We start from the raw sequence: 20,640 nt of genomic DNA, 5'->3' as shown, positions 1-20,640 counted from the left end.
GTGAACGCCGCACTGTTAGGGCCGCTGGTGGCCGCGGTGCTGGTCGCGGCAATCGCGCGGCATCGCAGACTGTCCGCGCCCCTGGTATTGGTGATTACCGGCCTGCTGGTCGGACTGATCCCAGCGGTACCGGAGATCGTCCTGCGGCCCGAACTGGTGCTGTTCGTGATCCTGCCGCCATTGCTGTGGTCGGCCGGTTTGGAAAGCTCCGTGATCAGCATGCGCCGCAACCGGCGCCCCATCATCCTGCTGGCCGTCGGACTGCCGCTGGCCACTACCGTCGCCGTCGGCGTGGTCGCCTACTACACCGTGCCGGAGCTGACCCTGGCCGCGGCGCTGACCCTGGGCGCGATCGTGGCGCCGCCGGACGCGGTGTCGGCGACTGCCGTCGGCCGCCGCGTCGGGTTGCCGCGTCCGATCATGACGCTGCTGGGCGGCGAGAGCCTGCTCAACGATGCGACCGCGCTGACCGTCTACAAGGTGTCGCTGGCAGCGGCGATCGGCGTGGCCACCGGCTGGGGCACCGGCCTGTTGACCTTCGTGCTGGCCGCCGTCGGCGGAGTGGCGGTCGGGGTGGCGTTTGGCGCCGTCATTGTGTTCATCCGGGCCCGGCTGACCGATCCGGTGGTGGAAAGCGCGGTCGGGCTACTGGCCCCGTTCGTGATCTACCTGGCGGCCGAGGAGATCCACGGTTCCGGGGTGCTCGCGGTGGTGGTCGCCGCGCTGATCCTGGGGCAGCGCTTCACCCGGGCCCACTACGCCACCCGGCTGCAGGACCAGGCCGTCTGGCGCGCCGTGCAACTGGTGCTGGAATCACTGGCGTTTCTGCTGATCGGACTGCAGCTGCCCGCCGTGGTGCAGAACTTGCACGGCGTGCGTTTCTCGACGCTGATCGGCGCGTCTCTGGCGGTGTTCGGAACGCTGCTGGCGGTGCGCGCGGTGTGGGTGGTGACGTTCGCCTACGCGCCCCGAATCCTGTCGGAGAAGGTCCGGCAACGAGAAGCCGCACCGACCCCGGGCCAGGTGTTCGTGCTGGCCTGGGCCGGCATGCGTGGTGTGGTGTCGCTCGCGGCCGCCTTCGGCGTACCGCTGACGACGCTGTCCGGGGACCCGTTCCCGGGGCGTCCGCAATTGGTGTTCTTGACCTTCGTGGTGGTGGTGGGCACCCTGCTGCTGCACGGGCTCACGCTGCCCTGGGTGATCCGCCGGCTGGGTGTGCCCACCAACCAGGACCACGCCGATGCGATCGCCGCGGCCGCCGCGCAGGACAAGGCGGCCCTGGCCGCTGCCCAGCGGCTCGACGAAGTACTCGCCTCGACCGAGCCGTCACCGGCCAGCGAGCGCGCCGCCGACGCGTTGCGCGGCCTGAACACCCGGCGGCGCAACGCGGCCCGGGAACGGCTGCGGCGCTTCGACCCCGCCCACGACGACAGCGACGAGACCGCCGCCGCGGCGTTTCGCCGGCTTCGGCTGGAGATGCTGGCGGCCGAACGGGTGGCGCTGATCAAGGAACGCGACCTTGGTCGCATCGACGACCAGGTGCTGCGCAATGTGCTGCACCGGCTGGATCTGGAAGAGGCGACGCTGAATCTGGACTAGCGGGACCCCTCGCCGAGTGGGAATTCCACGACGCGTGGGTGGCGAGTCGCGTCGTGAGATTCCCACTCGCGATGGGCGCGACCCCGCGGCTAGGGTCGGATCCATGAGTGTCCTGACATCGCCGAAGACCTACACGGGGCTGGCGGCCTTCCAAGTCGCCGACGCGGTGGCCTGCGCCATCCCGGTGCCCTACATCGCCAAAGCCCTCGACACCGTGCAGGTTCCGCAAGAGATCAGGCCAGTCCTGCCGATCGTCAAAGTCGCTTCGGCGGTCGGTCTGCTGTCGGTGCACCGGTTTCCGGGACTGGCACGGCTGACCACCGCGGCGTTGACGTTGTACTTCGTCCTGGCGGTCGGCGCGCACATCCGAGTGCGCGACAGCATCGCCAACACGGTGCCGGCTGCGTCGTTTCTGGCCCTGTTCGCGTCGATGACGCTGCGCGGGCCGCGCCGCTAGGGCTGCCCGGGCAGCAGCCGCACCATCAGACCCTGCGCCTCGGCCAGCACGGTGCCGTCGGTGTCGGTGAGTTCGGCGCCGATGAACGCCTTACGCCCCTCGGCCCGCTCGATCCGGGCGTGCACCAACAGCGGGGTGTCGATGGGGGTGACCTTGCGGTAGTCGACGTGCAGGAACGCCGTGCGGCTGATCGGGCGGTTGGCGGCGTGCACCACCATCCCGAACATCCAGTCGAACAGCAGCGGCAGTACGCCGCCGTGCACCGCGGAGTTGCCGCCTACATGGAATCGGCTGAAGGACCCCGTCATCGAGACGCCGTCGGGCTCGAACCGGCTGATCCGCCATGGCGGTAGCAGCAGGCTGCCCATGCCCGGCATCGACGGCGCCCGCCCGGCCGGGGCAACGGCCTGCGAAGCCGGGAACTTCTCCAACAACCCCACCAACGCTTCGACGCGATCGGCGGCGTCGTCCCAGGTGACGTCGTCGGGGTCGGTCGACACCGCCAGGTCCTGCAGACGCCGCATGGTGGTGACGAACCGCTCGAAGCCCGGGCTCGGGTCGACGACCGCGTAGTCGGGGAAGCCACCGTGGCTGGCGTAGTCGGGGTCGGCTGCCGTGTCGTCAGCGCCCTGCGCGGACTGTTCCTCGCTCACGCGCCGCCCCTCACGACGTCGCGTCGCACAATGGTCTGCTCGCGTCCGGGACCGACCCCGATGCACGAGACCTGAGCGCCGGCGATCTCCTCGAGCCGCGACACGTAGTCGCGCGCGTTGGCGGGCAGCTCCTCGAAGGTACGGGCACCGGAGATGTCCTCCCACCAGCCCGGCAGTTCCTCGTAGACCGGCACGGCACGAGCGAACTCTTCCTGGGTCATCGGCAGCTCGTCGGTGCGTTTGCCGTCGACGGTGTAGCCGACACAGACCGGCACCGTCTCCAGGCTGGAGAGCACGTCGAGCTTGGTCAGGAAGTAGTCGGTGATGCCGTTGACCCGGGTGGCGTAGCGCGCGATCACCGCGTCGAACCAGCCGCAGCGCCGCTGACGCCCGGTGGTCACCCCGACCTCACCGCCGGTCTTGGACAGGTATTCGCCGTTCGCGTCGAACAGTTCGGTGGGGAACGGTCCCGAACCGACCCGGGTGGTGTAGGCCTTGAGGATGCCCAGCACCGTGGTGATGCGGGTCGGGCCGACACCGGAGCCCACCGCGGCGCCGCCCGCGGTGGGGTTGCTCGACGTCACGTAGGGGTAGGTGCCGTGGTCGACGTCGAGCAGGGTGCCCTGCGAGCCTTCCAGCAGCACGTTCTCACCGCGGTCCAGCGCGGCACCCAGTAGCAGGCTGGTGTCGGCGATGCGGTGCTTGAAGCCCTCGGCCTGCTCCAGCAGATCTTCGAGAACCTGCTGGGGCTCCAGTGCCTTGCGGTTGTAGATCTTGACCAGCACCTGGTTCTTGAAGTCCAGGGCGGCCTCGATCTTCTGGGCCAGCGTCTCGTGGTCGAGCACGTCGGCGACCCGGATCCCGATCCGGGCGATCTTGTCCTGGTAGCAGGGACCGATGCCGCGGCCGGTGGTGCCGATCTTCTTGCTGCCCATGTAGCGCTCGGTCACCTTGTCGATGGCCACGTGATAGGGCATCAGCAGGTGCGCATCGGCGGAGATCAGCAGCCGCGAGGTGTCCACGTCGCGGCGTTCTAGGCCCGCCAGCTCCTCGAGCAGCACACCCGGATCGACCACCACACCGTTGCCGATGACGTTGGTGACGTGCGGCGACAAGACCCCGGACGGGATCAGGTGCAGTGCGAAGTTCTCCCCGGTGGGCAGGACCACGGTGTGGCCGGCGTTGTTGCCACCCTGGTAGCGCACCACCCACTGCACTCGTTCACCGAGTAGGTCGGTCGCTTTACCTTTGCCCTCGTCGCCCCACTGGGCGCCGATGACGACGATTGCCGGCATGGAATTCTCGCTAACTGTCTTGGCTTACTGTGGTCCAGCCGGTGACTGAGCCTATCTGAAGAGATTCACAAGGAGCGTGTTGAACGCCACTAACGGCACCGAGAGCCTGAAGATGCCGCCCGAAACCGTCGTCTTGCTGTTTGCCGGACGGCCGCTGCCTCGCCCCTTGCGGGGGCTGCCAACAGTGCAGGTCGGCGCCGATACGAGCACCGGCGACATGGATGCCGCCATCGCCCGTTATCGCAGGTTGGTGGTGGTAGGCGGCGACACGGACCTGGCGCAGACGTTGACCCGGCTGCTACGCGTCGACCGGCTCGATGTCGAGGTCGGGTACGTGCCGCAACGGCGCACACCGGCCACCGCGGCCTACCGGCTGCCGGCCGGGTGGCGGGCTGCGCGGCGGGCCCGGCGGGGCGCCGCTGCGCCGGTGCCGCTGGTCCGCGACGACGCCGGCACTGCCCTAGTGGGTGTGGGCCGGTGGCTGCCGGTGGACGGCGCCGCGGTGCTGCACGGTGAGGGAATCGTCGACGATGCCGCCCTGTTCGACGGGGACGTGGCCGAGGTGTTGATCGAGCCGATGGGCACCGCGCCGGGCGTGCGTGCCGGTGTCCCGGACCGGCGCGGCCGGGTACGACGCTGGGTGGCGGGCCGCGCGGCCCAGTTGGGCACCACCGGCGCGCTGGTGGTGCGCGACGGCAGCTACAGCAGCCGAACAGTGAAGCGGTCCACCTTTTATCGGCACATCGAGGACTGGAGGCTGGTCGGCTAGCTTCTACTGCGTGAACGTGCATCCGCTGCGCGGGCAGGCGGTACGGCCCAGCCCGGTCTTCCTGGCACTGGTAGCCGTGACGGTCCTGGGCGGTGCACTGGCGTGGCAGGCCGGTGAAGAGATCCGGCCGCTCGCCTACGCCGGGGTGTTCGTCTTCGTCATCGCCGGCTGGCTGGTCTCACTGTGTCTGCACGAGTTCGGTCACGCCTACACCGCGTGGCGGTTCGGTGACCACGGCGCCCAGATGCGCGGCTATCTGACCCTCAACCCGCTGCGCTACACCCATCCAGGCCTGTCCCTGGTGCTGCCGATGCTGTTCATCGTGCTGGGCGGCATCGGGCTGCCCGGCGGGGCGGTCTATGTGCAGACATCGTTCATGACGCCGCGGCGCCGCACCCTGGTCAGCCTGGCGGGCCCGGCCGCCAACCTGGTGCTGGCCGTGCTGCTGCTGGGCGCCACTCGCGTCCTCTACGACCCCGCCCACCCGGTGTTCTGGTCCGGAGTGGCGTTTTTGGGCTTCCTGGAATTGACCGCAGTGGTGCTGAACCTGCTGCCGGTGCCGGGCCTGGACGGCTATGGCGCGCTGGAGCCCCACCTGAGTCCGGCCACCCAACGCGCCGTGGCGCCGTTCCAGCAGTGGGGCCTGCTGGTGCTGCTGATGTTGCTGCTGGCGTCGCCGATGCTGAATCAGAAGTTCTTCGGCATGGTGTTGTGGTTCTTCGACCTGTTCGATGTGCCGCGCCTGCTGGTGTCGTGGGGTTTGAGCCTGACGCAGTTCTGGAACTCCTGGTTCTGAGTTCCCCGCCCGGACGTGAACCCGACTTCACGCCCGACAGCGGGCCGGTCCGCCTATATTCACCTCCCATGGGCGCCGGTCACGATCACCGTCATACCGACTCCCGGCTGTCTCGAATGGTCGTCGGCGCCGCCATCCTGAGCGCGTTCTTCGTCATCGAACTGACCACGGCGATCACCATCAACTCGATGGCGCTGCTGGCCGACGCAGGCCATCTGCTGACCGACCTGGCCGCCCTGTTCATGGGAGTGGCGGCGGTGATGTTGGCGCGGCGCGGCAGCACATCACCGTCGCGCACCTACGGCTGGCACCGCGCCGAGGTGTTCACCGCGGTCGCCAACGCGGTACTGCTGATCGGGGTGGCGACGTTCATCCTCACCGAGGCGGTCCGCCGCATCGGCACCGCGCCGGACGTGCCCGGGGTGCCGATGATCGTGGTCGCTCTGGCCGGACTGACCGTCAACATCGGCGTCGCCCTACTGTTGCGATCGCACTCGACCGAGAGCCTCGCGGTCCGCGGCGCCTACATGGAGGTGGTCGCCGACACCGTCGGCAGCGTAGGAGTGCTGATCGCCGGCGTGGTCACCATCACCACCGGATGGCCCTACGCCGACGTGGTGGTCGCGGTCTTCGTCGCGCTGTGGGTGCTTCCGCGGGCATTCGCGCTGGCCGGCGCGGCCCTGCGGATCCTGTCGGAGGCCTCCCCCAGCCACATCGACGTCGCCGAGCTCCGCGCGGCGCTCGCTGCCGTCGACGGCGTCACCGACGTGCACGACCTGCACGTCTGGACGTTGGTGCCGGGCCAAGACATGGCCACCGCCCACCTGGGCACCAGCGCCGACGCCGGCCGCGTATTGGCCGACGCTCGGGCCGTGCTGGCCGCTCGCGGGCTGACCCACGCCACCGTGCAGGTGGAACCTGCCGGGCAGGGTGGTCGTTGCCCACTCGGATGCTGATGCCCTAGTGGGTCAGCTCAGCCCGAGCGCCGAGCGGGCGTCGGGGTCGCAGTCGTCGAGCAGAGCCAGACAGCGCGCCTGCTCGTCGGTCTCCCCGATGGCGGTGGCAGCACGCGCCAGCGCGGCCACACACCGCAAGAAGCCACGGTTGGGTTCATGCGCGTACGGCACCGGGCCGTAACCCTTCCACCCGTTGCGGCGCAGCTGGTCCAGGCCGCGGTGGTAACCGGTGCGCGCGTAGGCGTAGGCGGTGACCGCCTTGTCCTCGGCCAATGCCGCTTCGGCCAACACCGCCCACGCGACCGAGGCCGCCGGATGCGCGGCCGCGACTACAGCGGGGTCCTGACCGGCCCGCAGGCCGGCCTCGGCGTCGGGATCGCCGGGCAGCAAGATCGGATCGGGGCGCAGAAGATCACCGGTGAGAGTCACATCGTTCATTCTGCCGTGCCGCACATGGCCAGCCACTCCGGCAATCCGCAGCCTGGCTCAGTAAGCTGGCGCCCAGCAGATTCGCTAGCGGGAGGACAGCAGCAGCCCATGCCGAACCCATCCGGCCCCGACCGCGACGACGTCCCCGCCCCACCCGCATCCGATGAGGGTCCCGGGCCCGGCGATGCCACCCCGGTCGAGCAGCCCGACGGCGACGATCAGGTCACCCAGATCCAGCCTGTCGCCTCGGCGGACGACGAGACCGCGACGGCCATCCTGGCGGAGACACCGGCCGAAGCCGACGCCGTCACCGAGGTGATCACCACCGAGGCCGCCCCCAAGGAACCCGGACCCGACGGATCACCGGAACGCCGCTTCACCGCTCCCGGGTTCGACGCCGGGCACACCGAGGTCATCCCGTCGGTGGGCGATGCGGACACCGAACTGATCGCTCAGCAGAGCGATGAGACGGGAAAGGCGATACCGCAACAGATTCCGGCTCGAGTCGGCGGCAAACTGCCGTCTACCGTGTCCCGCAGCTGGGGCTGGGTGATGGCGGTGATCCTGATCATCTTGGCGCTCGCAGCCATCGCGGTACTGGGCACACTGTGGCTGACCCGCGACACTCGGCAGGCCGCCTCGCAGGAAGAGCATGTGCGGGCCACCATCCAAAACTTCGACATCGCCATGCAGAACGGTGATCTGGCGGCACTGCGCAGCCTTACCTGCGGCGACATTCGCGACCGCTACGTCAACTACGACCAAAAGGCCTGGGACGACACCTACCAGCGCATTGCGGCGGCCAAGCAATACCCGGTTGTCGCCAGCATCGACGAGGTCGTGGTCAACGACGGTCAGGCCGAAGCCAACGTCACCGCCTTTATGGCCTACGAGCCGCGAGTCCGCTCGACGCGCAGCTTCGACCTGCAGTTCCGCGACGACCAGTGGAAGATCTGCCAGTCACACGGCAGCTAGACACCAAAGCCCCCAATCCGCGTGGGAATCGGGGGCTTTGGCGAATACTCGGCGCTGAGACCGGTCAGCTGCTCAGGGTCTTGCCGGCGCTGTGCAGGTCGTTGCAGGCCTCGATGACCCGCTCGGTCATGGCGGCCTCGGCCTTCTTGAGGTAGCTGCGCGGGTCGTAGACCTTCTTGTTGCCGACCTCGCCGTCAACCTTGAGCACACCGTCGTAGTTGGTGAACATGTGCGCGGCGATCGGGCGGGTGAACGCGTACTGGGTGTCGGTGTCGACGTTCATCTTCACCACGCCGTAGCGCAGCGCCTCCTCGATCTCGGACTTCAGCGAGCCCGAGCCGCCGTGGAAGACGAAGTCGAACGGCTTGGAGCCGTCAGCCAGGCCCAGCTTGGCCGACGCCACCTTCTGGCCCTCGGCCAGGATGTCCGGGCGCAGCTTGACGTTGCCCGGCTTGTACACGCCGTGCACGTTGCCGAAGGTCGCGGCCAGCAGGTACTGGCCCTTCTCGCCGGCGCCCAGGGCGGCGACGGTCTTCTCGAAGTCTTCGGGCGAGGTGTAGAGCTTCTCGTTGATCTCGGCTTCCACGCCGTCCTCTTCACCGCCGACCACGCCGATCTCCACCTCAAGGATGATCTTGGAGCGGACAGCAGCACCGAGCAGTTCAGCGGCGATCTCCAGGTTCTCATCGATCGGCACCGCCGAGCCGTCCCACATGTGCGACTGGAACAGTGGGTTCTCGCCGGCCTTGACCCGCTCCGCCGAGATCGCCAGCAGCGGCCGCACGAACCCGTCCAGCTTGTCCTTCGGGCAGTGGTCGGTGTGCAGGGCCACGTTGATCGGGTACTTGGCGGCGATCACGTGGGTGAACTCGGCCAGCGCCACCGCGCCGGTAACCATGTCCTTGACGCCCAGTCCGGAGCCGAATTCGGCTCCGCCGGTGGAAAACTGGATGATGCCGTCACTGCCCGCGTCCGCGAAACCCTTGATCGCCGCGTTGATGGTCTCCGACGACGTGCAGTTGATCGCGGGGAACGCGTACGCGTTCTCCTTGGCGCGGCCCAGCATCTCGGCATAGATCTCGGGGGTGGCGATGGGCATGGGAAATCTCTCCTCTGAGCTGACCGAAACTGCCCTCGAGTATCGCAGGGGCGGTTTCACCGGTGGCCCCCGGTATGTTGGTGCGTCATGAGCACCACCGCGGTCGCGATGCCGGGCCTGCTGGACCCGATGTATTGGCTGGGTGCCGGGGGCATCTTCCACGGCGCCGTACTGCCGGCCATCCTGGTGGTGGTCTTCATCGAGACCGGCCTGCTGTTCCCCCTGCTTCCGGGTGAATCACTGCTGTTCACCGGCGGTCTGCTGGCCGCCAAGGGGCTGGCTCCCGACATCTGGATATTGGCGCCCGCGGTCGCTGTCGTGGCCGTGCTGGGCGATCAGTGCGGCTACTTCATCGGTCGGCGGATCGGGCCGGCGCTGTTCAAGAAGGAAGATTCCCGCTTCTTCAAGAAGCACTACGTCACCGAGTCGCACGCGTTCTTCGAGAAGTACGGGCCGTGGGCGATCATCCTGGCCCGGTTCGCGCCGTTCGTCCGGACGTTCGTGCCGGTGGTCGCGGGGGTGTCCTACATGCGCTACCCGGTGTACCTGGCATTCGACATCGTCGGCGGCATTTTGTGGGGCGCCGGGGTGACGACGCTGGGCTACTTCCTGGGCAACGTGCCATTCGTCCACGAAAACCTGGAAAAGATCATCCTGGTGATCCTGTTCGTGTCGATGATCCCGGCGTTCATCGCCACGGCGAAGGCCTACCGCAGCCGCCGCGGCGGCGCGGCGACTTCCGACGTTGACTCTGCGCTCACGGCGCAAAAGTCCGAGTAGACCGCAGCCTCAGCGCAGAGTCAGCGCGACGGCACCGCGGCCGCGACACAGTGCGCGGCCTCCATCAGCATCCAGCCACCCAACTGCACCGACAGGTCCCGTTCGGGGATCTCGGACTCACGGACCGCACCGGCGATGGAAGTGGCCACCGCGCCGTCGGCCCGGGGCACCTCGGCGGCCTGGTCCCAGAACGCCCCGAACAGCGGCAGCCCGTCGACCGTTTGTCGGTAATCCCACGCCGATTTCGCCGACGACAGCACCAGCTTGCCGGCGGTGTCGCGTGTCTCGGCGTCGACATCAGAGTCCCCCGGCAACGCGGTGGCGACCAGCGCCAGGTAGCGGGCGGTGATCCCGGCGAACAGCCCGCCGTCGCCGCCGCCGGCGCCCTTGATCACCCCGCCCGGGGCCATCCGCTTGCTCACCGCAGCCACCAACCGGTGCACTCGAGCGGCGTGGCGCGGCTCCCCGGTGCGCGCCGCCAACTCGGTCTCCAGCCCGAGCACTACGCCCTGGCAGTAGGTGTACTCGGCCCGCACCAGCGAACCTTCCCTGATGCCGTCGAACACCAAGTCGGTGTCCGGGTCGATCAGGGTGGCGTCGATCCAGTCGCCCATCTGCTGGGCACGCTGAAGCCACCCGGGTTCGCGGGCCAGAAAGATCCCGGCCGGACCGTTGGCGGGGGCATTAAAAAAGGGCAGAAGGTCCTCTTCGTCCTTGCGCCACGGGATGCCGCCGCCGGCCTCCGGCATCCATGAGTCGGTCAGCTGCCGGGTCAAGGTGCCCAGCGCACGTCGTCGGTTGAGGCCGGTGACCAGGCAGGCCCGCTGAAGCGCCAACGCCAGCCAGGCCATGTCGTCGTAGTAGGCGTTGGTCCAGCGGCCCACGTTGCGCAGCCGGTGGGTGCGGATCTGTCGCTTGATTGCGGTCGCCCGTTGAGGTTGCGGGTCGCGCAACTGGGCGTCGACCAGGCAGTCCAGCAGGTGCGCCTGCCACCAGTAGTGCCAGTGCGGGGCGCGCCGGATCGGTGGCCAGGCCACCACCCCCAGCTGAGTGCCCGGCAGGTGCCAGAGCGACTTGAGATGCCTCGCGGTGACGGCGGCTTCGGCGCTTTCGGCGCGATTCGCCCAGAGGAGATCCATAGCCGTTGATCCTGCCCTACCAGGCCTGATCGAGGTGGCCATGACGGCTGATCCAGGCGTGCATCACGATCCCGGCGGCCACCCCGACGTTGATGCTGCGGGTCGAACCGAACTGGGCGATGGACACCGTCAGATCCGCGCCGGCGCGGGCTTCGTCGCTGATGCCAAGGCCTTCACTGCCGAACACCAGCAGGCAGTCGACCGGCAACGCGGTCTGCTCCAGGCGCACCGCCCCGGCCACGTTATCCACTGCGACGACTGTGAGCCCCTGCTGCGCGGCGAAATCCAGTAGCTCCGAGGCCGTGTCATGATGCAGCAGTCGCTGGTAACGGTCGGTGACCATGGCGCCGCGCCGATTCCACCGCCGCCGGCCGACGATGTGCACCGTGTGCACGGCGAACGCGTTGGCGGTGCGCACCACCGAGCCGATGTTGGCATCGTGCCCGAAGTTCTCGATCGCGATGTGCAGCCGGTGCCGCCGCCGGTCGATGTCGGCGACGATCGCCTCGCGGGTCCAGTAGCGGTAGGCATCGACGACGTTGCGACGGTCACCCTCGCGCAGCAGCTCCGGGTCGTAATGGGAGTCGCTGGGCAGCGGCCCCTGCCAGGGGCCCACACCGTTGGCCGGCGAGAACCACTCGGTGGGGCCCGGCGGTTCAGTGAGGCTCGACGAAGGAGAGGCGAAGCTGGGATCGCCGCATGGGCCCGGCGGTTCAGTGAGGCTCGACGAAGGAGAGGCGAAGCTGGGATCGCCGCATGGGCCCGGCGGTTCAGTGAGGCTCGACGGAGGAGAGGGCAAGCTGGGACCGCCGCATGAATCGGGATGATCCGATGAGTCGGTCACGAGGTGGTCCACACGGCGGCGTGCGTGCCCACCACCGACACCGAGGGATACAGCAGCGCGGCGTTGATCTCCCCGTGTGTGCACAGCGAGGTCGGCACGTGCACCGAGTTCAGTGACGCCTCCGGCAGGATCAACACCGACGATCCGGCCGCCACGCAGTCCGCGCCCAACCCGGGCATCGGCGTCGACGGTCCGGCGATCAACATCAGCGGTCCGCCACGGGCCTTCGCGTCCTCGCGGTACTGCGTAGCGACCGCGTCGACCGACAGGTTGAGCACCATGTAGCCGGTGCCAGTGAACGCTTTCGGATCGCCGAGGGCCGCCGGCGCCAGCGGCACGCCGTCGGCCCGGTAGGCCGCCACGCCTTGGGCGGTGAGCGCCAGGCCGGTGTCGCCCGGATTGACCGGCGCCAGCCCCACCGGGAACGCCGCGGCATAGGCCACCGTGGTGTCTTTGATCCGGTCGGCAGGCGAGTAGACATACATACCGCGCAGCGCGCTGCGCTCCTTGAGCGGACCCAGGCAGACGGTCCCGTTCAACCGATCGGCTTCCTTGGCCGACAGCGGCGACGGCACCAGTTCCCCCAGCGGCTTGCAGCTGCCCAATCCGGTCGCCTCGATCGGGTGGGCCGGGGTGCCGTACACCCCGAACCGCAGATCACCGGCAGCGGCGTGCGGAACACCGGCGTCGGCGACCTCGGCCTTGACGTCGACCAACGCGTAGTCGACTTCCCACCGCAGGTTGGACAGGGTCATCTCCCAGCCCAAGATGGTGAGCGCCGTACCAATCGGGGCGCCCTGGGCACCGTAGGGGCCGGTCACGCCGGAACCCGCGCAGGCCGCGGCACAGGCGACGGCCACCGCCGATATCAGCGCGATCAGACTCCGCACAACCGTCCTCGGGAGTTCAGTCCAGGCCCAGCTCGGCCAGGCCGAGCACACTGCGATACGGCACGCCCTCGGCCTCGATGGCCTCGGCCGCGCCGGTGGCTCGGTCGACCACGGTCACCACGCCGACCACCTTGCCGCCCGCCTCACGCACGGCCCGCACCGCGGTCAATGCCGACCCACCGGTGGTGCTGGTGTCCTCCACCACCAGAACCGGTTGGCCGGCCACGTCGAATCCTTCGATAAGACGTTGCATGCCATGGGCTTTCACCGACTTGCGCACCACGAATGCGTCAATCGGGCGTCCCGGAGCGTGCATGACAGCGGTCGCCACCGGGTCTGCACCCAGCGTCAGGCCGCCCACGGCCACATAGTCCCAGTCGTCGGTGAGTTGGCGGACCAACCGCCCGATGAGAGCGCCGGCGCGATGGTGCAATGTAGAACGGCGAAGGTCGACGTAGTAGTCGGCTTCGGCCCCGGAAGACAGCGTCACACGGCCGTGCACCACGGACAGCTCGCGCACCAGCGCGGCGAGCTCATCGCGTTCGTCGTTGTTAAGTGCGGCCACGGCCCCTCCCGAATGTGTTTGTCAGCGTGCGCGACAGCCCGCGCGGAATCAGTCGACTGATGGTGGTCAATGCCTTGTACTGCAGGCCCGGAACGCTGACCACCTCGCCGCGGGCGATGTCGGCCAGGCTGGCCGCGACCACGTCGTCGACCTCCATCCACATGAAGGACGGCAACGTGGCCATATCGATTCCGGCGCGCTCGTGGAACTCGGTGTGGACGTATCCCGGGCAGACCACGTGGATGCCGACGCCGGTGCCGTGCAGGCCGCCGGCCAGTCCTTCGGTGAACGACACCACCCAGGCCTTGGAGGCCGAGTAGGTCGAACCGCGTCCGGACAGCAGCCCGGCGACACTGGCGATGTTGATGACGGTGCCGGCACCCGCCTCGACCATCGCGGGCAGCGCGGCGCGGGTCAGCTGCATCACCGCGGTGACATTGACGTCCAGTTGCGACTGCAGCAGGGCGGGCTCGGCGGTCCAGAACTCCCCGGACGTGCCGAACCCGGCATTGTTGACCAGGACCCGCACCCCGACGCCCAGCCGCTCAGCGACTTTGGCGCGGCCGGCGGCGTCGGCCAGATCCGCGGGCAGCACCTCGACGGCTCCGCCGTGGCTGCCCCGCAGTTCGGTTGCCAGCGCCTCCAGGCGTTCGACGTCGCGGGAGACCAGGACCAGGTCATAGCCATCGGCGGCGTAGCGGCGGGCATAGCCGGCGCCCAACCCCGAGGTGGGCCCGGTGACCACGGCAACGGGGCGAGACATGCCCGTCAGCGTAGCGGCGATCGCGAGCGCGACGAAGTCGGGCGCTGCGGGTCGACGCCATCAGGCCCGCGGCGATCGCGAGCGCGACGAAGTCGGGCGCTGCGGGTCGACGCCATCAGGCCCGCGGCGATCGCAAGCGCGACGAAGTCGGGCGCTGCGGGTCGACGCCATCAGGCCCGCGGCGATCGCGAGCGCGACGAAGTCGGGCGCTGCGGGTCGACGCCATCAGGCCCGCGGCGATCGCAAGCGCGACGAAGTCGGGCGCTGCGGGTCGACGCCATCAGGCCGGAAGCCGCTGGTGCCAACCGTCGTCGGATGTCAGCGCTGATAGTGCGCGGTCTGCCGACCGTTGCGACCGCCCGGCGCGTGCAGCACGTCGGAGGAACTCTCCCGGCTGCTCCGGCGGCGCTGTTGCGGTTCGGCAGCCGAGGCGGCGTTGCCCGGCGCCGGCGCGGCCGCTCGCGACGCCGACGGAAGCTGCTCGGCCTCGCTCTCGTCCGCGGCCTCAGCAGCGCCCGACGAGCCCAGCGGACGGCTAGGTTGCCCGTTGCGGCGCCCCGTTGCGCCGGCCGCGGCTTCGGCGGGCTGGCGTCGCGGGCTCGGCGGGAGCACCCGAAGCAGGTCATTGAATTGGCGAACGCTGCGCAGGCCCTCGTCCCACTGGGCGCGGGTGCTGGTGATGGGCATGCTCACCAGGGTCCAGTTCGCCTCGTTCCACATGACCTCGGCGCAGTCCGGGGCGGTGTGGGCGAACGTGACCATCCGCCGGTCGCAGGCCCGCCGTGCCGCATCCAGGTTGGTCGAGTACACCATCCGCGGGCCGATCGCCCCGAGCAGCCAGATGTCGTTCTCCCGCGGCTCTTTGAGCCCCTTGAGCCGCACATCGACGACGACGTTCGTGCTGACCTTGCGGTGCAGGGCGATCACCGTCGCCACTTCGTCCAGGTCAAAGATGTAGACGGCCTCGCCGCGGATCTGGCCGAGCACGACGTTGCGCACCGGCGCCTCGCCGACCGTCGACATCACGCCACGCTTCCAGCGGTGCAGGATCTCGGCGGATTCCGGCTCGAAGTCGAAACCATGCGAACGGGCCCAGGACTTACGGCGCCGACTGCGGCCACGCCGCTGGTCGATGTCCACGTACAGCAATACCGCCGCGCCGACAAAGCAGAGCGCGGACAGCGTGAACCAGAGCGGGACCATTGGGCCTAGCGTATCTGTTCTCGGCCGTGATCGACGAATGTCCTCAGGTCACAACCCTGTATCACCGCGACGCTAGGGCGTCACGACGCTGTTGGGAACGATGTGCATGGACCCGTCGCCGGCCGTTGAGACATACACGTCGTTCTGCTGGAACAGCCAATTACCGGTGTTCATCGAGGCGCCCGACACGATCACCGGGCTGTTGGACGAGTTCGAATTGACCGTGTAGTCGTACAGCAGCGTACCGCCCTTGGTGGGGTCGCCCGAGTACACGCTGACCTGCTGGCCGGCGGCCAGAACGTCCCCGGCGCTTCCGTTGGTCAGGCTTGCCGGGATCGTCCCGTTCACCCCACCGGAATCCATGATTGAACCGACTGGGCCGGCGGTTTTGCCGCCGTCGAACGACACGTACAGCGTCGAGTTCGGCGAGCCGTCAACCGTGACTCCGCCGGTCAGCGGATCGGCGCCGAATGTCAGGGTGCCGTCCTTCTGGTCGATCAGGACCCCGTCGCCGAGCGCACCCGGCAGCGCCGTGGTCGGGATGCTGTCGGGCGTCGGCCCGACTGCGTTCGCCCCGATGCCCAAGACACCGTCGGCGTTATCGCCGAGGTAGGAGCTGATGTTCCACCCGGTGAACAGCGCCGAGAGACTGACCGGGAAAGAGAACAACACGGCATCGACATCGGTCGTGCCGCTGGTGACGGTGGCGCCGGCGGCGTCGGTGAACGTAACCGTGGTGGGCAGTTCCGCGTAGACGTAGTCCACCGAATTGCCGAACTGACCGATGTTGATGCTGGTGGGCGGGCCGGTGATCCCGAAGGGGTTGATGTCCCAGATCGGCATGACCAGACCAGCCGAGCCGGTGTCGACCAGCACCGACGCCTCCGGACCGCCACCCACCGAGACATTCACCACCGGTTCGGTGCCGCTGTTGACCTGCAGTGGAATGGTGAAGCTACTCGGGATGTCTGCGTCGACGCCGGCGGCTGCGGCACTGCCGGCCACGCTCGCGTCGGCGGCCCCACCGAAGATCCACTGCTCAAGATCGTTGATCGGGGTGTAGACGAGGTTCTGGTACCAGCCGTCGAACATGGTGTCCAGCGAGGCCAGCGCCAAGCCCGGGTCGGTGTCGGCCGCGATGCCGGGATCGAACGCGCTGAGGGCGTCGATGATCGGCTGGAACAGGTCATCGATGTCAGCGTGCGCCGTCGGTGTGGGTGCGCCCAGCGCGATAAACGCCCCGACCGCCGCGGTCGCGCCGATGATGCGTCGACGAGCTGCCATCTCCGAAAACCTCCCCGCATGAGGTCACGGACATCCCCTGAGCCGTAACCAATCGCGGTCAGCTAACCCACTCAGGGGCGCAGACCACCAGGGGGTTTAGCCAAGAAAGCGCCAAAAATCGCTTTGGGCCGTCTAACGGGCGCTCTGACTCGTTACCTCATCACAGCTGGATGAGGGTGCCGCCGATGACGGTCTGCCCGCCGGGTACGCCGTAGTTGATGTAGACCGGTTGCTGACCGAAGAGCCAGTTGCCGGTGTTCATGTTGTTTCCGCCGACCACGATCGGGCTGCGAGTGGCTTCATCGGTCGGCGCCGGGAGCATTGAGTTGACCTTGTACTCGTACAGCAGCGTGCCGTCCTTGGTGTAGACGGAGATCTCCGTCCCGTTGGGCAACTTTCCGTCGATCGGAGTTACGCCCGCAGCGTTGAGCACCGAGGACGGCATGGTGCCGTACACCCCGCCGGAGTCGATCACTCCCCTGACCGGTGTGAGCGGCCCGTCATTGAGCTGCACCTTCAAGTCCGCCCACGGCGCCCCGGGGATGACTGTTCCACCCTCGTAGGGGTTGTCCCCGAAGATCAATTTGCCGCCCGCCTGGTCGATCAGCACGCCGTTACCGAGATTGCCCGGCAGATCGGCGGTCGGAATGTGGTCGGGAGTGGGTCCGAGCGCGTTGGGTCCGATGCCCAAGATCCCGGTGGACGAGCCGGCCAGGTAGCTCTCAATGGACCACGCGCCCGAGAGGCTGAAGTCTGCCGGGAACGCGAACAGCACCGCATCCACCGTGGTGTCCGCGGTGACGGTGTCGCCGTTCTCACCGGTGAAGGTGACCGTGGTGGGCAGCTCCAGATAGAAGTAGTTCAACGCACCGCCGAATTGGCCGATGTTGAAACCGGTGGGCAGGCCGGTGATGCCGAACGGGTTGATGTTCCAGATCGGGATGACCAGCCCGGCGGCGCCGGTGTCGACTAGCACCTCGGTCTGTGCGCCGCCGCCTACCGAGACGTTGATCACCGGTTGGGTGTTGAGGTTGACCTCCATCGGGACGGTGAAGCTGTCGGGAAGGTTGTCACTGTCCGGGCCGTAGGCAACGGCGCTGCCAGGAAGACCGTCGCCGAACAGCCACGGCGCGATGCTGTTGAGCGGGCTGTAAATGAGGTCCTGGTACCAACCGTTGAACAGGGTGTCCAGCGAGGACAGCGCAGAACCCGGGTCGGTGTCTGCGGCGAGGCCCGGGTCGACCCAGCTGATCGCGTCGATGATGGGCTGGAACAGGTCGTCCCAGTCAGCCTGAGCGGCCGGAGCGGGTGCGCCCAGCGCCAGGACCGCTCCCACGGCACCGACGGCGCCCACCAGGCGATGGCGACGAGCTGACATGGCTACCCTCCGGATGAATAACGGTGCAGGAATACACCGGAATTTCTCAGTAATGGTTAGGCTAACCGATCAGCTTCAACACCGCATCCGCAAAGGAGCGCCGGCCGACGACAAGGCCCCCCGGAACTGCTTCCGAGGGGCCTTGCCGTGAGGGAAGTCTCAGCCCAGGACCAGCGACTCGCCGTCCGCGCTGATGTTGATCGGCACGATGTCACCGTCGTGCACCTCACCGGCCAGCAACATCTTGGCCAACTGGTCGCCGATGGCCTGTTGGATCAACCGGCGCAGTGGACGCGCCCCGTAGACCGGGTCGAATCCGCGGTGGGCCAACCACTTCTTGGCCTCCAGCGACACCTCGATGGTCAGCCGCCGCTGGGCCAGCCGCTTGGCCAACTGCTGCAGCTGGATGTCGACGATCTGCACCAGTTCCTCGGGGTTGAGGCCCTCGAAGATCAGCACGTCGTCGAGCCGGTTGATGAACTCCGGCTTGAACGCCGCCCGCACCGCGGCCATCACCTGCTCCTCGGTGCCACCGGACCCCAGGTTGGAGGTCAAGATCAGGATCGTGTTGCGGAAGTCCACCGTGCGGCCCTGGCCGTCGGTGAGCCGGCCCTCGTCGAGGACCTGCAGCAGCACGTCGAACACGTCCGGGTGGGCCTTTTCCACCTCGTCGAACAGCACCACGGTGTAGGGCCGGCGACGCACCGCCTCGGTCAGCTGACCGCCCTGGTCGTAGCCGACGTAACCCGGAGGCGCACCGACCAGGCGAGCCACCGAGTGCTTCTCGCCGTACTCGCTCATGTCGATGCGGACCATGGCCCGTTCGTCGTCGAACAGGAAGTCGGCCAACGCCTTGGCCAACTCGGTCTTGCCCACTCCAGTGGGGCCCAGGAAAAGGAACGAGCCCGTCGGCCGGTTGGGGTCGGCGACCCCGGCCCGGCTGCGCCGCACCGCATCTGAGACAGCCTGCACCGGCTTGCGTTGCCCGACGACCCGCTTGCCCAGTTCCTCTTCCATGCGCAGCAGCTTGGCGGTCTCACCTTCCAGCAGCCGGCCGGCTGGGATGCCGGTCCAGGCACTCACCACATCGGCGATGTCGTCGGGGCCGACCTCTTCCTTGAGCATGACGTCTTCGCGGGCCTGCGCATTGGGCAGTGCCGCTTCGAGTTTCTTCTCCACCTCGGGAATTCGGCCGTAGCGCAACTCGGCGGCCTTGGCCAGGTCGCCGTCGCGTTCGGCTCGGTCGGACTCGCCGCGCAGCGCTTCCAGTTGCTCCTTGAGCTCACGGACGATGTCGATGGCACCCTTCTCGTTCTGCCACCGGGTCGTCAGCTGCGCCAGCTTCTCCTTGTAATCGGCCAGCTCGCTACGCAGCTTCTCCAACCGGTCCTTGGACGCGTCGTCGGATTCCTTGCTCAGCGCCATCTCTTCGATTTCCAGCCGGCGCACGAGTCGCTCGACCTCGTCGATCTCCACGGGCCGCGAGTCGATCTCCATCCGCAGCCGCGAAGCGGCCTCATCCACCAAGTCAATCGCCTTGTCCGGCAAGAACCTTGCGGTGATGTAGCGGTCAGAAAGAGTGGCGGCAGCCACGAGCGCGGAGTCGGTGATGCGCACACCGTGGTGTACCTCGTAGCGGTCCTTGAGGCCACGCAGGATGCCGATGGTGTCTTCGGCCGAGGGTTCACCGACGTAGACCTGCTGGAAACGACGCTCCAGGGCAGCGTCCTTCTCGATGTACTTGCGGTACTCCTCCAGCGTGGTGGCGCCGACCAACCGCAGTTCACCGCGCGCCAGCATCGGCTTGATCATGTTGCCGGCGTCCATCGCGCCCTCACCGGTGGCACCGGCGCCCACGATGGTGTGCAGCTCGTCGATGAACGTGATGATCTGCCCGGCAGAGTCTTTGATCTCGTCCAGCACGGCCTTGAGGCGTTCCTCGAACTCGCCGCGGTACTTGGCGCCGGCCACCATCGAGCCCAGATCCAGGCTGACGACGGTCTTGTCGCGCAGGCTGTCCGGGACGTCGCCGGCGACAATGCGCTGGGCCAGGCCCTCGACGATCGCGGTCTTGCCAACGCCGGGCTCACCGATGAGTACCGGGTTGTTCTTGGTGCGCCGGCTCAAAACCTGTACCACTCGGCGGATCTCGGTGTCACGACCGATCACCGGGTCCAGCTTGCCTTCACGGGCTCGCGCGGTCAGATCGGTGGAGTACTTCTCCAACGCCTGATAGCTGGCCTCCGGGTCGGGGCTGGTGACCCGAGCGCTACCGCGCACCTTGACGAACGCCTCCCGCAACGCTTGCGGGGAAGCACCGTGGCCGGTCAGCAGCTTGGCGACATCGGAGTCGCCGGTCGCCAATCCCACCATCAGGTGCTCGGTCGAGACGTACTCGTCGTCGAGTTCGGTGGCCAGCTGCTGGGCCACGGTGATCGCGGCCAGGGAGTCGCGGGACAACTGCGGCTGCGCGTTGGAGCTGGTGACCTGCGGCGCCAGATCAATCAGACGCTGGGCTTCGTCGCGGACCGTCGCCGGGTTCACCCCGACCGCCTCCAGCAGCGGCGCAGCGATCCCGTCGTTCTGGGTAAGCAGGGCCTGCAGCAGATGGGCAGGCCGGATTTCAGGGTTGCCGGCGGCGGTGGCCGTCTGCAAAGCCGCGGTCAGGGCTGCCTGCGTCTTGGTGGTCGGGTTGAACGAGTCCACGACACCTCCATTCGGGGTCAGAGCGGGCCTACACGGGCCCGCCAAAAATGCTTGTCGTGT

The 20,640-nt window shown here is 68.0% G+C and carries 20 protein-coding genes; 7 read left to right on the top strand and 13 right to left on the bottom strand.

The features are described from left to right. Both MJO54_RS01890 and MJO54_RS01885 read left to right on the top strand, forming a co-directional pair. Complete coding sequence (locus MJO54_RS01890; protein ID WP_240175546.1) at positions 1–1,599, top strand: Na+/H+ antiporter; 1,599 nt, start codon at positions 1–3, stop codon at positions 1,597–1,599. 103 nt (positions 1,600–1,702) lie between these two features. Beyond that, the gene (locus MJO54_RS01885; protein ID WP_064888851.1) at positions 1,703–2,056 is read left to right on the top strand and encodes a DoxX family protein; all 354 of its coding nucleotides are present in this window, start codon (positions 1,703–1,705) and stop codon (positions 2,054–2,056) included. On the opposite strand, the gene MJO54_RS01880 is transcribed toward MJO54_RS01885, so the two are convergent. Then, a complete protein-coding gene (locus MJO54_RS01880; RefSeq protein WP_240175545.1) occupies positions 2,053–2,709 on the bottom strand; it encodes a PaaI family thioesterase in 657 nt (218 codons plus the stop codon). The genes MJO54_RS01885 and MJO54_RS01880 overlap by 4 nt on opposite strands. Further along, complete coding sequence (locus MJO54_RS01875; RefSeq protein ID WP_046286338.1) at positions 2,706–4,004, bottom strand: adenylosuccinate synthase; 1,299 nt, start codon at positions 4,002–4,004, stop codon at positions 2,706–2,708. Before MJO54_RS01875 ends, MJO54_RS01880 begins: the two co-directional genes overlap by 4 nt. A 112-nt stretch (positions 4,005–4,116) precedes the next feature. Here MJO54_RS01875 and MJO54_RS01870 point away from each other — a divergent pair, with 112 nt between their 5' ends. From MJO54_RS01870 to MJO54_RS01860, 3 genes are all read left to right on the top strand, one after another. Next, on the top strand, positions 4,117–4,773 hold the full coding sequence (locus MJO54_RS01870; RefSeq protein WP_046286346.1) for a hypothetical protein: 657 nt from the start codon (positions 4,117–4,119) through the stop codon (positions 4,771–4,773). A 10-nt stretch (positions 4,774–4,783) separates the two neighbouring features. Further along, entirely contained in the window at positions 4,784–5,569 is a 786-nt protein-coding gene (locus tag MJO54_RS01865; RefSeq protein WP_065152047.1) for a site-2 protease family protein, read from the top strand. 68 nt (positions 5,570–5,637) lie between these two features. Beyond that, positions 5,638–6,525 (top strand): cation diffusion facilitator family transporter, encoded by an 888-nt coding sequence (locus tag MJO54_RS01860; RefSeq protein WP_064888428.1) that lies wholly within the window; start codon positions 5,638–5,640, stop codon positions 6,523–6,525. A gap of 12 nt (positions 6,526–6,537) precedes the next feature. Here the strand turns inward: MJO54_RS01860 and MJO54_RS01855 are convergent, their stop codons facing one another. After that, complete coding sequence (locus tag MJO54_RS01855) at positions 6,538–6,954, bottom strand: DUF3151 domain-containing protein (protein WP_046286849.1); 417 nt, start codon at positions 6,952–6,954, stop codon at positions 6,538–6,540. Positions 6,955–7,062: 108 nt separating this feature from the next. Here MJO54_RS01855 and MJO54_RS01850 point away from each other — a divergent pair, with 108 nt between their 5' ends. Next, positions 7,063–7,929 (top strand): Rv0361 family membrane protein, encoded by an 867-nt coding sequence (locus MJO54_RS01850; RefSeq protein ID WP_046286843.1) that lies wholly within the window; start codon positions 7,063–7,065, stop codon positions 7,927–7,929. 64 nt (positions 7,930–7,993) lie between these two features. Here the strand turns inward: MJO54_RS01850 and fbaA are convergent, their stop codons facing one another. Beyond that, positions 7,994–9,028, bottom strand: a complete 1,035-nt coding sequence (gene fbaA / locus MJO54_RS01845; RefSeq protein ID WP_046286844.1) for a class II fructose-bisphosphate aldolase — start codon at positions 9,026–9,028, stop codon at positions 7,994–7,996. A gap of 87 nt (positions 9,029–9,115) precedes the next feature. On the opposite strand from fbaA, the gene MJO54_RS01840 reads away from it, so the two are divergent. Further along, complete coding sequence (locus tag MJO54_RS01840; RefSeq protein ID WP_046286845.1) at positions 9,116–9,808, top strand: DedA family protein; 693 nt, start codon at positions 9,116–9,118, stop codon at positions 9,806–9,808. A 20-nt stretch (positions 9,809–9,828) separates the two neighbouring features. On the opposite strand, the gene MJO54_RS01835 is transcribed toward MJO54_RS01840, so the two are convergent. The 9 genes from MJO54_RS01835 to clpB all read right to left on the bottom strand — a co-directional run bounded on the left by MJO54_RS01835 (position 9,829) and on the right by clpB (position 20,580). After that, a complete protein-coding gene (locus MJO54_RS01835; RefSeq protein WP_240175544.1) occupies positions 9,829–10,947 on the bottom strand; it encodes a glycoside hydrolase family 76 protein in 1,119 nt (372 codons plus the stop codon). Positions 10,948–10,963: 16 nt separating this feature from the next. Beyond that, positions 10,964–11,563: a TrmH family RNA methyltransferase gene (locus MJO54_RS01830; protein WP_046286847.1), complete on the bottom strand. Its 600-nt coding sequence runs from the start codon at positions 11,561–11,563 to the stop codon at positions 10,964–10,966. Between the two features lie 224 nt (positions 11,564–11,787). Then, on the bottom strand, positions 11,788–12,681 hold the full coding sequence (locus tag MJO54_RS01825) for a hypothetical protein (RefSeq protein ID WP_240175543.1): 894 nt from the start codon (positions 12,679–12,681) through the stop codon (positions 11,788–11,790). Positions 12,682–12,697: 16 nt separating this feature from the next. Continuing rightward, complete coding sequence (gene pyrE / locus MJO54_RS01820; RefSeq protein ID WP_046284515.1) at positions 12,698–13,246, bottom strand: orotate phosphoribosyltransferase; 549 nt, start codon at positions 13,244–13,246, stop codon at positions 12,698–12,700. Next, complete coding sequence (locus MJO54_RS01815; RefSeq protein WP_046284514.1) at positions 13,233–14,009, bottom strand: SDR family NAD(P)-dependent oxidoreductase; 777 nt, start codon at positions 14,007–14,009, stop codon at positions 13,233–13,235. Before MJO54_RS01815 ends, pyrE begins: the two co-directional genes overlap by 14 nt. A gap of 318 nt (positions 14,010–14,327) precedes the next feature. Next, positions 14,328–15,212 (bottom strand): trehalose monomycolate transport factor TtfA, encoded by an 885-nt coding sequence (ttfA, locus tag MJO54_RS01810; protein ID WP_046284513.1) that lies wholly within the window; start codon positions 15,210–15,212, stop codon positions 14,328–14,330. Positions 15,213–15,284: 72 nt separating this feature from the next. Then, positions 15,285–16,496: a PecA family PE domain-processing aspartic protease gene (locus MJO54_RS01805; protein WP_165604513.1), complete on the bottom strand. Its 1,212-nt coding sequence runs from the start codon at positions 16,494–16,496 to the stop codon at positions 15,285–15,287. Between the two features lie 160 nt (positions 16,497–16,656). After that, on the bottom strand, positions 16,657–17,874 hold the full coding sequence (locus tag MJO54_RS01800; protein ID WP_046284512.1) for a PecA family PE domain-processing aspartic protease: 1,218 nt from the start codon (positions 17,872–17,874) through the stop codon (positions 16,657–16,659). Positions 17,875–18,033: 159 nt separating this feature from the next. Continuing rightward, positions 18,034–20,580, bottom strand: a complete 2,547-nt coding sequence (gene clpB / locus MJO54_RS01795; protein WP_046284511.1) for an ATP-dependent chaperone ClpB — start codon at positions 20,578–20,580, stop codon at positions 18,034–18,036. Positions 20,581–20,640 lie beyond the last annotated feature (60 nt).

The organism is Mycolicibacter virginiensis (assembly GCF_022374935.2).
Lineage (GTDB): Bacteria > Actinomycetota > Actinomycetes > Mycobacteriales > Mycobacteriaceae > Mycobacterium > Mycobacterium virginiense.
The sequence above is the reverse complement of the archived record's forward strand: the minus strand, read 5'-3'. Positions and strand labels throughout refer to the sequence as shown.